Source organism: Flavimobilis marinus (genome assembly GCF_900113055.1).
Classification (GTDB): Bacteria; Actinomycetota; Actinomycetes; order Actinomycetales; family Cellulomonadaceae; genus Flavimobilis; species Flavimobilis marinus.
This window is the reverse complement of sequence record NZ_FONZ01000001.1, coordinates 735,549-749,488: the sequence shown is the minus strand read 5'-3', so window position 1 is coordinate 749,488 and position 13,940 is coordinate 735,549. Positions and strand designations below refer to the sequence as shown.

The window sequence follows — 13,940 nt, the reverse complement described above, 5'->3', positions numbered from 1 at the left end:
TCGGCCCATGACGTCCCGCAGCCGCAGCATCGCGGCCCCCCTCGTGCTCGTCTCCCTCGTCACCGCCCTCACCGTCGAGCTCGTGCGCGCGAGCGGCCCGATGTTCGACCGGGCGTTCAACGCAGGAGTCGTCGTGGCCGCGGTCGTCGCGCTCGTCACCTATGCCACGCCCGGGATCGTCGTGACCGCACTCGCTCGCGGGCGGACGGTCACGGGACGCACCGTGCACACCGGCGTCGTGGTCCTCGGCGTGGCGCGCCTCGCGGTCCAGGCGCTCGGCGGCGACGCGCGGTTCGTGGTCGCGCTGGTCGCGGTGGCCGTCGCCGTCGGGGTGCTCGTCCTGACGGTCGGGCTCACCGCGAAGCGCTCGCCGGGGGCCACGGCCCTCGCGGTGAGCACGGGTGCCGTCGGCGCGGCGGGCGTCAGCCTGATGCTCGGGACCTGGGACGCGGTGTGGCGCCACGACGTCGCCGGGTGGTCCGTGACGCTGGTGCTGGTAGCGGCCTCGATCGGTACGGCGTGGACCGTCCGGGGGGAGCCTGGTGGTGCGGTGCGCGGCCTCTGGACGCTCGGCCCGTACCTGGCGATCGTCGTGGCCGTCGCCGCGAACCCGGCGTACCTCGCGAGCCAGCTCGGTCTCTCGCTCCCGTGGGCCGGCGTCGTCGTCGTCGGCGGTCTCGTGGCCGCGGCCGTCCTCGTGCTGTGGACGATCCCGACCGAGCGCGCCCGCTACCCCCGGTCCGGCCGGTGGTCGGCACCGTTCCACGCGCTGCTCGCCGCCGTCACGCTCGCGGCCGTGGGCCTGCCGTTCGGTGACCGCGGCGCGGTGGCGGACCCGTCGCTCGCCGTCGGGTTCGGAGTCATGGCCGCCATGCTCATGGCGTTCCTCACCGCCGGCCTCGCCGCCGCCTGGGACCGACCCGTCACGGACCCGCGCGGCCCGTTCGCCCGCGCGGGTGCCGCGAGCGCCGCGGGTCTCGGCACGATCGTGCCGCTGCTGGTCTACCAGCTCGACTACGACGTCCCCCTGGGCTTTCCCAACCACCTGGTCCTCGTGGGCGCGGCGGTGGTGCTCGGCGCCGGAGCGGCACGCGGCGCGTGGGCTGCCGGACGCACGCTGACGGACGTCCCTGCCCCGAGCCCCGCCGCCGCCCGCCGCTCCCTCCTGCCCGCCGTCGGCGTCGTCGTCGTCGTGGGCCTCGTCGGGTCGGCCCTCAACGCGGCGCCGGCCCCCGAGCTCGGCCCGGTGCGTGCCGAGCCCGTCGTGCGGCTGCTGAGCTGGAACGTGCACTTCGGGGTCACGCCCGCGCCCGGCGTCGACCTCGACCGGCTGGCCGACGTGATCCGCGGCGCGGACCCCGACGTCGTCGCGCTGCAGGAGGTCTCCCGCGGCTGGGTGATGGGCGGCGGGGCCGACATGGCCACCTACCTGGCGCGCGCGACCGGGATGCGGTTCGTCGCGGCGCCAGCCGCCGACCGGCAGTTCGTCAACGTCCTGCTCGTCGCCCCGCGCTTCCTCGACCCGAGCACCGAGATGCCCGCCGGCGTCGTGCGCACCCGGTTGCCGTACGGCGACGGTCCGCAGTGGCGCTCGGCCGTCACGGCGACCGTCCCCGTGCCGGGCACCGGCGCCGACCTCACGGTCACGAGCGCGCACCTGCAGCACCGGGCGGAGAACACGCCCACCCGCCTCGCCCAGCTCGACGCGCTGCTGGCCGCGGAGCTCGCGGACGGGTCGGCCGTCCTCGCGGGCGACCTCAACGCCGAGCCCGGCTGGCCCGAGCCCGACCTGCTGACCGACGCGGGGTGGACCAGCGCCCAGGACACCGCGGGCGACCCCGCCGCCCTCACGTTCCCCGCCCACGACCCGCAGGTGCGCATCGACTGGGTGCTGGGGCGCGACGTCACGTTCGAGTCGCTCGAGGTGCTCGACGACGCGACGTCGGACCATCGCCCGCTCCTCGCCGTCATCCGGGTGCCTTGAGCGGGTACGGAAGAATGGCGGGGTGACTTCCCCGGGCTACGACCTCGTCCTGCTCGACCTCGACGGCACGCTCATGAACTCCGCTCCGGGCATCGTGTCCTCGATCGTGCACACCTACGACCACTACGGCGTACCGGTGCCGGACGCCGACACCCTGCGCCGCTTCGTCGGTCCGCCGATCACCGAGAGCTTCCTCGCGCACGGCTTCACCGCCGAGCAGCTGCGTGACGTGGTCGGCACCTACCGGGCCGACTTCTCCGTGCGCGGGATGTACGTGAACAGCGTCTTCAACCAGATCACCGACGTCCTGGCGGACCTCCGCGAGGCCGGCGTGCGCCTCGCCGTCGCGACCTCCAAGCCCGAGCCCTACGCCCGCGAGCTCACCGCGCGGTTCGAGCTCGACCCGTTCCTCGACGGCGTGTACGGCGCGAGCCTCGACGAGGTCACCCGGGCCCGCAAGGGCGACGTCATCGCCTACGCGCTCGCCGAGCTCGACGCTGCCCAGCCGGTGCCCGCACGCGAGCGCACGCTCATGGTCGGCGACCGGCACCACGACGTCGACGGTGCGCGGGAGCACGGCCTCGCATGCCTGGGGGTGTCGTGGGGCTACGCCGACGAGGGCGAGCTGGTCGCGGCAGGTGCGCTCGGCGTCGTCGACTCCCCCGCGGAGCTGGCCGACCTCATCCTGGCGCGCTGACGACGCCTCTCAGTCCGTGCGGCGGTTGTGGCCCATGCGGGCGACCTCGGCGATCGAGCCGGACAGCGAGGGGTAGATGGTGAACGCCTCGGCGACCTCGTCGACGGTGAGGCGGTGCTCGACCGCCAGCGTGATGGGGAAGATCAGCTCGCTCGCGCGCGGCGCCACGACGACGCCGCCGAGCACGACGCCGGCGTCCGGGTGGGAGAAGAGCTTGACGAACCCGTGCCGCATGCCGAGCATCTTCGCGCGCGGGTTGCGGTTGAGCGGCAGGGTCGTGACGCGGTACTTGGACGCGGCCTCCTGCAGCGCCTTCTCGCTCGATCCGACGGTCGCGATCTCGGGCGCAGTGAAGATGTTCGCGGCGACCGTGCGAAGCCGGATCGGGCGGACCGCGTCGCCGAGCGCGTGAGCCATCGCGATGCGTCCCTGCATCGCCGCGACCGAGGCCAGCGGGAACACGCCCGTGCAGTCCCCCGCCGCGTAGATCCCGGCGACCGACGTGCGCGAGACCCGGTCGGTCTCGATGTGCCCAGACTCGGTGAGCGCGACGCCGACCTCCTCGAGGCCGATGCCCGCCGTGCTCGGGACCGACCCGACAGCGACCAGGACGTGCGAGCCCTCGATCACCTGGCCGTCCGCGAGCGTGACCTCGACGTGGGCGTCGGGCCCCTCGCCGACCACGCGGGCCGACTCCGCCCGCGAGCGCGACATCACGGTCATCCCGCGGTCGCGGAAGACCTCCTCGATGAGGCTGGCCGCGTCCGGGTCCTCGCCGGGAAGCACGTGGTCACGGCTGGAGACGAGCACGACGTCGACGCCGAGCGCGTTGTAGGCCCCGGCGAACTCCGCCCCCGTGACGCCCGAGCCGACGACGATCAGCCGCTCAGGCAGCGCCGTCAGGCGGTAGAGCTGGGTCCAGTTGAGAATCCGCTCGCCGTCCGGGCGCGCCGCGGGCAGCTCGCGCGGAGTCGCCCCGACCGCGACGAGGATCGCCTCGGCCTCCAGCGTCGTCTCGGTGCCGTCCGGCGCGGTCGCGACGACCGTCGAGGGCGACGTGACGCGCCCGGTCCCGACGATCTGGCGCACACCCTCGCGCTCGAGGCGCGCGCGGATGTCCGCCGACTGCGCGGCCGCGAGCGCCATCACGCGGGTGTTCACCGCCTCGAGGTCCACCCGGGGCTGCGGCGCACCGGCACCGAACGAGATCCCGAGGTCGCCGGCGCGCGCCGCGATGGTCATCCAGTCGGCCGTGGCGATGAGCGTCTTCGACGGGACGACGTCGGTCAGCACCGCGGCCCCGCCCATGCCCTGGCGCTCCACGATCGTGACGTCGGCGCCCTGCCGCCGCGCGACGAGGGCTGCCTCGTAACCACCGGGACCACCCCCGATGATGACGATGCGGGCGGCCGGGCGGTCGAGGTTCGCGGTGGTCATCTGACCATTGTGCCAACATGCGGACACGGGGCCGAACGCCGTGGGCACACGAGGGCGCGGTGCCGCCCGGGCGCTAGCCTCGGAGCATGACCCTCTCACTCGACGACCCGAGCACTGATCCTCTCGACGTCGCGCGCGACGCCGCCGCCTTCCTCGCCTCAGAGACGGGTGTCGCCCAGCACGACGTCGCCCTCGTCCTCGGCTCCGGCTGGGGCGGCGCGGCCGAGCTCATCGGCGAGACCGTCGCCGAGATCCCGAGCCACTCCATCCCCGGTTTCAGCGCTCCGGCCGTCGAGGGCCACGTCGGCACCCTCCGGTCGATCCGCATCGGCGACTCGGACCGCCACGCGCTCGTGCTCGGCTCGCGCACCCACCTGTACGAGGGCCGCGGCGTGCGCCGCGTCGTGCACGGCGTGCGCACCGCCGCCGCCGCAGGTGTGCGCAGCATCATCCTGACGAACGGCTGCGGCGGTCTGAACCCGGACTGGACGCCCGGCACCCCGGTGCTGATCAGCGACCACCTCAACCTCACGGCGACGTCGCCCATCGAGGGCGCGAACTTCGTGGACCTCACGGACCTCTACTCGAGCCGCCTGCGTGACGTCGCTCGCGAGGTCGACGCGTCCCTGCCCGAGGGCGTGTACGTCCAGTTCCGCGGGCCGCACTACGAGACCCCCGCCGAGGTCCGCATGGCCGGGCGTCTGGGCGGGGACCTGGTCGGCATGTCCACCACGCTCGAGGCCATCGCGGCCCGCCAGGCCGGCATCGACGTCCTCGGCATCTCCCTCGTCACCAACCTCGCCGCCGGGATCTCCGCGACCGCCCTCTCGCACGAGGAGGTCATCGAGGCCGGCCGCGACGCCGGGCCCCGCATCTCGGCGCTGCTCGCGCAGATCGTCGGGCGGCTCTGATGAGCCAGCAGCCCGAGCCCTTCGCACCGGACCACGCGCTGCGCGAGCGCGTGGCGACGTGGATCGCGGACGACCCCGACCCCGTCACGCGCGCCGAGCTGCAGACGCTGCTCGACATCGACCTCGAGGACCCGGCTGCGCCGCTCGCCCAGGACGCCCTCGCGGACGCTTTCTCCGGGCTGCTCCAGTTCGGCACCGCGGGCCTGCGCGGCCGCATGGCCGGTGGACCCAACCGGATGAACCGCGCGGTCGTCATCCGCGCCGCCGCGGGTCTGGCCGCGTTCCTCCTCGAGGCGCGCGCTGGGCAGCGTCCCAGCGTCGCGATCGGCTACGACGCGCGATACAACTCCCAGACGTTCGCCCGTGACACCGCCGCGGTCATGACGGCCGCCGGCGTGGACGCGCACCTGCTCCCTCGCGCCCTGCCCACCCCCGTGCTCGCGTTCGCTGTGCGGGACCTCGGCACCGACGCGGGCGTCATGGTCACGGCGAGCCACAACCCGCCGGAGGACAACGGCTACAAGGTGTACCTCGGCGGCCAGGTCGTCACCGACTCCGGCCGGGGCGCGCAGATCGTGCCGCCGTACGACGCGGACATCGCGCGACACATCGGCGCAGTCCGTGCCGTGGCGGACGTCCCTCGGGCCGAGTCCGGCTGGACCGTCCTGGGCGACGACGTCGCCGAGCGCTACCGGGCGAGCGTGATCGACCTCGCCGTGGTCGCCGACCCGACCACCCCGCGGGACCTCAAGGTCGTCTACACGCCCCTGCATGGCGTGGGCGGAGAGACGATCATGACCGTGCTCGGAGCGGCTGGCTACACCGACGTCCTGCCCGTCGAGGCACAGATGCAGCCCGACCCGGACTTCCCCACCGTGTCCTTCCCGAACCCCGAGGAGCCCGGGGCCATCGACCTCGCGCTCGCGTACGCCATCGAAACCGAGGCTGACCTGGTCGTGGCGAACGACCCGGACGCGGACCGCTGCGCCCTCGCCGTCCGCGACCCGCACGCCGAGTACCACCCGGGCCCCAGCTCGGCCGGGCACACCGGGTGGCGCATGCTGCACGGCGACGAGGTCGGGGCCCTCCTGGGCGCGGCCGTCGCGCAGCGCGCGCAGGGCACCACGCCTGCCGACGGCGCACGCATGGCCAACTCGATCGTGTCCTCGCGCCTCCTGAGCAAGATCGCTGCCGCGCACGGCTACGCCCACTCGGCGACGCTCACCGGCTTCAAGTGGATCTCCCGCGAGCCGGGCCTGGTGTTCGGCTACGAGGAGGCGCTGGGCTACTGCGTCGACCCGATCCACGTCCGGGACAAGGACGGCATCAGCGCTGCGCTGCTGCTCGTCCAGCTCGCCGACCAGCTCAAGGCCCAGGGCCGCAGCATCGTCGACGCGCTCGACGACCTCGCACGCGAGCACGGCCTGTACGTGAGCGACCAGCTCTCGGCCCGGTTCACGGACCTCGAGCAGATCCCGTCGACCATGGCCCGGCTGCGCAGCGCTCCGCCGGCGACGCTTGGTGGCTCCCCGGTCGTGTCCGTGGTGGACCTGGCCGAGGGCGCGGATGGCCTGCCGCCCACGGACGGGCTGCGGCTGATCGCCGCGGACGACACCCGGGTGATCGTGCGGCCGTCGGGCACCGAGCCCAAGGTGAAGTGCTACCTCGAGGTCGTCGCGCCGGTCGCCGCCGATGCGTCGTTCGAGGACCTCGGCACCGCGCGGCGTGCCGCCCGCGAGAAGCTCGATGCGATCCGCGACGAGCTGCGGACCGCGCTGGGGCTGTAGCCGCACGCTGTCCGACCGGAGGGACTCGCCCCGCAGGGGGGTGGGTCCCTCCGGTCGTGCGGGTCAGCCGAGCTGCACGACGACGCCCCCGGAGAACGCCGAGTCGTGCAGGCGCAGGCTTGCCGGCTCGGCGCTCGCGGGCAGGTCGAACACGACGGTCCCCGTCACGGTGTTGCCGGGGTTGACCTCCTCGGCCAGCGACGCGGAGTCCTCGAGGTAGATGGCGGCCTCGGAGTCGGCCGAGTGCTCCCGGCCCTCGCCGTCCACGAGCGTCTGGTTGTCCCCGAAGAAGTACTGGGGCGCGTCACCGACGTTCTCGACCTTGACGGTGACCAGGAGGAACGCGCCCTGCGCGCGGACACCGAAGTCTGCTGTCCCGATCCGGTCCCCGCCGTCGGCAACCTCCACGACCGTGAACTCGAAGCTGCCGTCCCGGACGGGGTCGCCGACGCCGGGGGCACCCTCGGCAGGCTCGGGCTGGTCGTCTGCGTCGTCGACCCCAGGCTCTGGCGGCGTGACCGGCTCCGCGCCGTCGACCGTCGCGGTGGGACGCGCCGCAGCCGTCGTCCCGGCCTCGTCCCCGCCCCCGGCCACCGAGGCGGCGACGCCCACGCCGACGACGACGAGGACGGCCGTCAGGATCCTGTGCCGCGCGAAGAACGACCGGCGCGGCGGCTCGGGCGTCGGCGTCACCGGGGGGAACTGCGGCCCTTCGCCGGGGAGCTGCGCAGGGGCGTCGTGCCGTCGGTCTCGTGCCATGGTGTGTCCTCGTTCCGTCTCGCTCGTGCACCGGGGTGGCGCACCGGTGCCATCCCACGTCCTTGCGTCCACCGGCCACATCGCCCGGTCGGGTAGCGTCCGGAGCCGATCGGGTGATGCCGCCTGTCAGCCGCTTCTCCTACGCTGACGCCATGGACCGAAGCCCTGCGCGAGCGCCGCGCACCGCCGCGCCTCGGACGCGCACGGCGACCCTGGTCGCGGCGAGCGTGTTCTGCTCGATGGTCGCGCTCGGCTTCAGCTACCCCTCGGGTACACCGTCCGGCGACAGCGCCCTCCCGGTCCTCGGACTCGGAGCCAGCATCGTCGTCGCGTGGCTCGTCGCGCGCCGCCACCGCAGCACGACGGCGCTCGCGCTGACCTCGAGCGCCTTCGCGGTCGCCCTCGGCGGCGACGTGCTCGGTGGCCTGGTCGCGGTGTACGTGCTCGCGGCACGCAGGCGGCTGCGCCAGGAGTGGTACCTCGTCGTGGCGGTCGCGGTCGCCGCCGGCGTGTGGGTCTTGCGGGACGCGGCTCGCCCCCCAGCGGAGCAGCTGTGGAGCGTCACGTCTTCGGGCGGCGAGGTGGTCGGTCAGGAGTGGTGGTTCGCCGCGGCGCTGTGGCTCGTCTGCGTCGGAGCCCCCCTCGGTCTGGGTCTGTACCGGGCGAGCAGGACGTCGCTGGCCCGGGCGACGGAGGCCGGCAGCCTCCACGCCGACCGCGCCGCGTCGCTCGCGCGCGAGCTCAGCCGGCAGGAAGAGCGCGATGCGCTCGCGCGCGAGGTCCACGACGTCCTCGCGCACAGGCTCGCGCTCATCTCGCTCCAGTCAGGTGCGCTGCGTGCGGCGACAACGGACGACGACACGGTCCGGGCCGTCGCAGAGTCCCTGCGCGTCGACGCGCACAGCGCCCTCGAGGACCTGCGCGAGCTGATCGGCGTGCTCCGCTCGGGCGAGCCTCTCGGGGAGGAGGCCCTCCCGCCTGCGGCGTCCTCGTTCGCCGGGCTCTCCGAGCTGCTCGCCGCGTCCCGCCGGGCCGGCAGCGCCATGGTCGCCACCGTCGTCGTGACCGACGGGCAGACCGCGTCGGCGACTCTCGCCCGTGCGGTGTACCGGATCGTGCAGGAAGCGCTCACCAACGTGCACAAGCACGCGCCGCGCGGCGAGGTCGAGCTGAGCCTCGAGGCCTCGCCGGAGTCCGGCGTCCGGATCGTGGTCGACAACCCGATCGCGTCCACGGCGGGTGGGCCGGCCGTCCCGCACGGTTCCGGGAGCGGGACCTCCGGAATCCGTGAGCGGGCCGCGCTCCTGCACGGCACCGCGACCGTGGGGCCGGTCGAGGGCCGGTACGTCGTCGACGTCTGGCTGCCGTGGCAGCCCAGTCCGCGCACCTCGGAGCCGGTGGTCGCATGACCGGCACCGTGCGCGTGCTCCTCGTCGACGACGACCCGATGGTCCGGCGCGCGTTCCGCATGATCCTGGCCACCGCGCCCGACCTCGAGGTGGTGGCCGAGGCGAGCGACGGCCACGAGGTGGTCGGCGCGGTCCAGGCCCACCGTCCGGACGTCGTGGTGATGGATCTGCGCATGCCGCTCCGCGACGGGGTCCTCGCCACGCAGGACGTCACGGCGCTGCCGGACCCGCCCACGGTGCTCGCGGTGACGAGCTTCAGCAGCGATCGGCAGGTGCTGGCCGCCCTCTCGGCCGGCGCGGAGGGCTTCCTGCTCAAGGACAGCTCCCCAGAGGAGATCGTCGCGGCGATCCGCGCGGTCGCCCGCGGCGGCGGCGCTCTCTCCCCCAGCGTCAGCGCCTATGTCATCGACCAGGTCCGTACCGCACCCGACCCGCGCCAGGACGCTGCGCGTGCGGCCCTCGACACCCTGACGGAGCGTCAGCGGGCGATCGCCGAGGGTGTGCACGCCGGCGCCACGAACGAGGAGATCGGCGCACAGCTCTTCCTCAGCGCAGCGACGGTCAAGACCCACCTGAGCGAAGCGCTGCTCCGCACCGGGGCCGCCAACCGGGTCGCCCTCGCGGTGCTCGTCGAGCAGGCGCGCGCCCGGAGATGACCGCTCGGCCGCGCGTCGGGCCGCGAGGGCTCACGTGCCCTGCAGCGACTCCTCGTCACGGCTGACGGCGGCCTTCCACTCGGCCTTCTCCTCGCGCCAGGCCTCGTCGTCCTTGCCCAGGCGCCAGTAGCCCGACGCCGAGAGATCGGCCAGCGCAACCCCGGCGCGGCGCACGTGGCGGCGCAGCTCCCGGACCATCCCGGCCTCGCCGTGCAGGAACACCTGACCAGCGCCGTCGGGCAGCGCGAACGCGCGTACGTCCCGGACCAGGCAGGCCCCGTACGGAGACGACCCACGGTGCACCCAACGCACGTCGGCGCCCGGCGCGACGACCGGCTGCTCCTCGGCGGCGTCGGCGACCTCGATGAACGCGGTCGCGGGGACGCCCGCGGGCAGCCGCTCGAGCGTCGCGAGAATCGCCGGCAGCGCCGACTCGTCACCCGCGAGCAGCACCCACGGCCGTTCCGGCTCGACGACGAACCCGCCGCCCTGGCCTTGCAGCAGGACCTCGGCCCCTGGCCGCACCCGCGCGGACCACGGGCCCGCGCGGCCGGCGTCGCCGTGCACGACGAAGTCGATCGTCAGCTCACGCACCTCGGGGTCCCAGGCACGCACCGTGTAGGTGCGCAGCACGGGCGGGTGCTCGTCGTCGCCCGGGATGACAACCTTGACGTAGTGGTCCGTGCACGGCAGGTCCACGAACGCGTCGAGGCCCCGACCACCGAGCACGAGCCGCACCATCGCCGGGGTGATCCTGTCGGCGCGCAGGACGGTCGTGCGGTACTCCGCGCGGACGCGCGCTGGCTGAGCCACTCAGTAACCGGATCCCGAAGCGTCGCTCGCGGGGCCGCCGTCGGCGCCCAGGCCGTCCAGGACGGCACCGGTGCCGGACAGCCCAAGGCGCGTGGCCCCCGCCTCGATCATCGCGACCGCCGTCGCGGCGTCGCGGATCGCGCCCGACGCCTTCACGCCCAGGCGACCGCCAACCGTCTCAGCCATGAGCCGGACCGCGTGCGCCGAGGCGCCACCGGCGGGGTGGAAGCCGGTCGACGTCTTGACGAAGTCCGCGCCCGCGGCCTCGGCCGCCTGGCACACGCCGACGATCTGCTCGTCGGACAGCGCGGCGGACTCGATGATGACCTTGAGGATCTTCGGAGCGGGCACCGCCGCGCGCACGGCGGCGATGTCGGCCTGCACGGCCGCGTAGTCGCCCGTGGTGGCGACGCCGACGTCGATCACCATGTCGACCTCGTCCGCGCCGTCGGCGACGGAACGCGCGGCCTCAGCCGCCTTGATCTCGCTGTGGTGCTTGCCGGAGGGGAATCCGCACACGGTGGCGACCTTGAGGCCCTTGGCGTCCAGCGGCAGCATCGACGGCGAGACGCACACCGAGAACACGCCGAGGCGGACGCCCTCGTCGACGAGCGCGGCGACGTCGGCCGCTGTGGCCTCGGGCTTCAGCAGGGTGTGGTCGACGATGCCGGCGACCTCAACAGGGGTGTGCACGCTCATGCGTTCTGACGCTCCTCGCGGATTGCGGTGGTACGGGGCACGATGAGGTTCTCGACGACCTCTTGCCGCTCGTCCAGCGGGATGAAGGCGGCCCACGCTGCCGTCAACGTTACGGCCAGCAGGTCGTCGAGCGACCAGTCCGCCTCAGTGACGAGAAGATGCATCTCACGGCTCATCGAGGTGCCGCTCATGAGCCGGTTGTCGGTGTTCACGGTCACCGCGAACCCCAGGTTCTTCAGCAGGGTGATGGGGTGGTCGCGCACGCTCGTCGCGCCACCGGTCTGGACGTTCGACGACGGGCACAGCTCCATCGTCACGCGACGGTCGCGGACCCACGCGGCCACCGGCCCGAGCCCGACGTCGCGCAGGTCGGCCTTGGACCGCTTCGCCATGACGTCCTCGACGCCGGTCATGTCCTCGATCACGCGCACGCCGTGTCCCAGGCGGAGGGCGCGGCCGGCGTGCAGCGCGTCAGCGATCGACGAGACGCCGTCCGCCTCGCCCGCGTGCACGGTCGCGGGGACGTACGCGCGGTGCAGCGCGTCGAAGGCGGAAGCGTGGTTGGAGGCGGGGAACCCGAGCTCGGCGCCCGCGATGTCGAAGCCGATCACGCGGTGCTTGCCGCGGTTCGCGATGGTGAGCGCAGCGATCTCGTCGCTGCGGTCCGCGTGCCGCATCGCCGTGACGAGCTGGCGCGTGACGATCGGGCGGCCCGCCGCGGCGGCCTCCTGCTCGCCGGCCTCGAGGCCACGGCCGACGGCCTCGACGGCGTCCTGCAGGCTCAGGCCCTCCCGCAGGTGCTGCTCGGGGGCCCAGCGCTGCTCGGCGTACACGACGCCGTCGGCGGCCAGGTCGAGGACCGACTCGCGCGCGACGCGCTCCAGCGCCTCGGCCGTCTGCATGACCGCGATCGTGTGGTCGAACGTCTCGAGGTAGCGGGGCAGCGAGCCGGAGTCGGCGGCCTCGACGAACCAGGTGCGCAGGCCCTCGACGTCCGTCGACGGCAGCGTGTAGCCGATCTGCGCCGCGAGCTCGATGATGGTCTCGGGCCGCAGGCCGCCGTCGAGGTGGTCGTGCAGCACCACCTTGGGGATCTCGATGATCTCCTCGAGGGAGGGCGTGCGGCGCGAGGTCTCGGAGAGCGTCATGCGCCCCACAATAGGGCCTCGCGGCCGCACCGACGGCGCTACTCGGGCGCGTCGAGCTCCTCGTCCTCGATCTCACCCGCGGCGTCGTCATCCAGCGCACCGGCTGGCGGCAGCGGTACGACCGCGGCCTGCTCGGCGACGTCCGCCTCGTCGGCCTCGCCCGCGAGGTCGGGGCGGGCCGGGGCAGGCTGGTACTCCTCGGCGTCGCGGCTACCGAGGGGAGACCCGGCCGTCGCGCGATCCGCCTCGACGGCCTCGACGGCCTCGATCAGGCTCGACGGCTCCTGGTCGAGCAGCCCTGCGTCGCGTGCGGCGTCGTCTCCGGGAACGGTGCTCATGGTGACCTCCTGTGTGTCGTCGTGTCCCCCATCGTGGCCCTCAGCCGCCGGCAACGCGACCGCTCAGGCAGCCACCGCGGCGCCGGCGCGCGGGACGAGCGCCCACGCGAGGTGGTTCCAGCCGCCGAGGGCCGCGAGCCGCCCGCCGGCGACGAGCTCACCGCGGGTCACCTCGTGCACGGCACCCGACGAGGGCTCATACACCGACCACACCGGGCCGACGACGCCCGTGACGAGCACGACGTGGCGCGGCACCGCGGTCGCGACCCCGCGCGCGAGGTCCCCGCCGGCGAACAGCGGCACGGGCACGCCCGCCTGCCCCCAGGACGCGACGGCGGCGAGCACGTCGCTCTGGCGCGGCCCGCCCACGATCGCGTGCCGGTAGCGCACCGCGCCCCAGCGGGCGACACGGGCGGCACCCCAGGGCGGGGTGCCGAGGGCAGCGGGCCACGGGAGCCCCGCGGCCGCGCGACCGTTCGACATGGTCTTCAGCCGGCGCTGCAGGAAGGCGAACCGTGCTTCCGCGTCCCCGAGCCCGTCGAGCGTCGTCGCCGCGACGCCGGTGAGCTCGACCGGCCCGGTGCGCCCGCCGCACCGCTCCCCCGTCTCGAGCCACAACGCCAGGCGCAGGTCGCCGGCCGCCGCGGTCATCGCCAGCACCGCGCTGCCGCACGTCGTCCCGTCGTGCTGGCGGGCGACGGCGCTTCCCCAGCGCAGCTCGCGTGTGCCCGGGGCGGGCACGAGGGGGTGGAGCACGCGTGCGCGCGCCTGCGCCGGCAGACGCGCGAGGGCGGCCTCCAGCGCTGGCGACTCGTGGGGGCGCCGGAACGCCGCTACCCGCGGCGGGTGCTCAGCGACGCGCGTCCACCAGGGCAGCAGGTGGGGCAGCACCGACGTGAGCCGCAGGTCGCTCCTCATGCGCGCACCACATGGGCGAGGGTCGCGACGGCGCCCAGCAGGCCGAGTGCGGCGACGGTCCCCGTCGTGCGCACGAGCAGCGGCCAGACCTCACGGGGAGCGGTAGCCGCGGCGGCCGTGCGGGGCGCGGTCCCCGCGTCGCCGCGCTGCTCGACGAGGCCGCGTCCTCGCCGGGGCCGCAGCACGCCGGGTGCCACGGCGAGCGCCGCGAGGGCGGCCGCCGCGACCGCCACGACCGGGACGCCGGCGCGCAGCTGGCCGAGCGCGAGCACGACGCTCGCGAGCGCCACCGACACCACCGTCCGCTGCCACGCGAGGGACGTGCGCTCCGGCTGCAGGCCGGGGTCGCGCGCCGACGGCCCGCTCACGGCCTGCCCGGGCACG

Annotated in this window: 14 protein-coding genes; 6 read left to right on the top strand and 8 right to left on the bottom strand. The window is 74.4% G+C overall.

Annotated features, from left to right (window positions below; translation table 11 throughout):
* The first annotated feature begins 7 nt into the window (after positions 1-7).
* On the top strand, positions 8-1,984 hold the full coding sequence (locus tag BMZ30_RS03380) for an endonuclease/exonuclease/phosphatase family protein (RefSeq protein WP_093375037.1): 1,977 nt from the start codon (positions 8-10) through the stop codon (positions 1,982-1,984).
* 22 nt (positions 1,985-2,006) lie between these two features.
* The gene (locus BMZ30_RS03375) at positions 2,007-2,681 is read left to right on the top strand and encodes an HAD hydrolase-like protein (protein ID WP_229828279.1); all 675 of its coding nucleotides are present in this window, start codon (positions 2,007-2,009) and stop codon (positions 2,679-2,681) included.
* Between the two features lie 9 nt (positions 2,682-2,690).
* Here BMZ30_RS03375 and BMZ30_RS03370 read toward each other — a convergent pair whose 3' ends face one another.
* The gene (locus BMZ30_RS03370) at positions 2,691-4,118 is read right to left on the bottom strand and encodes an NAD(P)H-quinone dehydrogenase (protein ID WP_093375035.1); all 1,428 of its coding nucleotides are present in this window, start codon (positions 4,116-4,118) and stop codon (positions 2,691-2,693) included.
* Between the two features lie 86 nt (positions 4,119-4,204).
* Here BMZ30_RS03370 and BMZ30_RS03365 point away from each other — a divergent pair, with 86 nt between their 5' ends.
* Together BMZ30_RS03365 and BMZ30_RS03360 are read left to right on the top strand one after the other, a co-directional pair.
* A complete protein-coding gene (locus tag BMZ30_RS03365) occupies positions 4,205-5,029 on the top strand; it encodes a purine-nucleoside phosphorylase (RefSeq protein ID WP_093375033.1) in 825 nt (274 codons plus the stop codon).
* Entirely contained in the window at positions 5,029-6,816 is a 1,788-nt protein-coding gene (locus BMZ30_RS03360; RefSeq protein WP_093375031.1) for a phospho-sugar mutase, read from the top strand. The genes BMZ30_RS03365 and BMZ30_RS03360 overlap by 1 nt, the downstream gene beginning before the upstream one ends.
* Positions 6,817-6,879: 63 nt before the next feature.
* Here BMZ30_RS03360 and BMZ30_RS03355 read toward each other — a convergent pair whose 3' ends face one another.
* Positions 6,880-7,575 carry a DUF4352 domain-containing protein gene (locus BMZ30_RS03355; RefSeq protein WP_093375029.1) on the bottom strand — a complete coding sequence of 232 codons (696 nt, stop codon included), beginning with the start codon at positions 7,573-7,575 and terminating at the stop codon, positions 6,880-6,882.
* 152 nt (positions 7,576-7,727) lie between these two features.
* On the opposite strand from BMZ30_RS03355, the gene BMZ30_RS03350 reads away from it, so the two are divergent.
* The gene (locus tag BMZ30_RS03350; protein WP_143073119.1) at positions 7,728-8,984 is read left to right on the top strand and encodes a sensor histidine kinase; all 1,257 of its coding nucleotides are present in this window, start codon (positions 7,728-7,730) and stop codon (positions 8,982-8,984) included.
* Positions 8,981-9,640 carry a response regulator transcription factor gene (locus BMZ30_RS03345; protein WP_093375723.1) on the top strand — a complete coding sequence of 220 codons (660 nt, stop codon included), beginning with the start codon at positions 8,981-8,983 and terminating at the stop codon, positions 9,638-9,640. The genes BMZ30_RS03350 and BMZ30_RS03345 overlap by 4 nt, the downstream gene beginning before the upstream one ends.
* A gap of 30 nt (positions 9,641-9,670) precedes the next feature.
* Here BMZ30_RS03345 and BMZ30_RS03340 read toward each other — a convergent pair whose 3' ends face one another.
* The 6 genes from BMZ30_RS03340 to BMZ30_RS03315 all read right to left on the bottom strand — a co-directional run bounded on the left by BMZ30_RS03340 (position 9,671) and on the right by BMZ30_RS03315 (position 13,939).
* Entirely contained in the window at positions 9,671-10,453 is a 783-nt protein-coding gene (locus BMZ30_RS03340) for a siderophore-interacting protein (protein ID WP_229828281.1), read from the bottom strand.
* A complete protein-coding gene (gene deoC, locus BMZ30_RS03335) occupies positions 10,454-11,152 on the bottom strand; it encodes a deoxyribose-phosphate aldolase (RefSeq protein WP_093375025.1) in 699 nt (232 codons plus the stop codon).
* Positions 11,149-12,300, bottom strand: coding sequence for an adenosine deaminase (locus BMZ30_RS03330; RefSeq protein WP_093375023.1), 1,152 nt, complete (start codon positions 12,298-12,300; stop codon positions 11,149-11,151). The genes deoC and BMZ30_RS03330 overlap by 4 nt, the downstream gene beginning before the upstream one ends.
* A 38-nt stretch (positions 12,301-12,338) precedes the next feature.
* A complete protein-coding gene (locus BMZ30_RS03325) occupies positions 12,339-12,638 on the bottom strand; it encodes a hypothetical protein (protein WP_177191258.1) in 300 nt (99 codons plus the stop codon).
* A gap of 63 nt (positions 12,639-12,701) precedes the next feature.
* A complete protein-coding gene (locus tag BMZ30_RS03320; protein ID WP_093375021.1) occupies positions 12,702-13,556 on the bottom strand; it encodes a hypothetical protein in 855 nt (284 codons plus the stop codon).
* The gene (locus tag BMZ30_RS03315; protein ID WP_219810174.1) at positions 13,553-13,939 is read right to left on the bottom strand and encodes a DUF202 domain-containing protein; all 387 of its coding nucleotides are present in this window, start codon (positions 13,937-13,939) and stop codon (positions 13,553-13,555) included. Before BMZ30_RS03315 ends, BMZ30_RS03320 begins: the two co-directional genes overlap by 4 nt.
* Position 13,940: the final 1 nt, after the last annotated feature.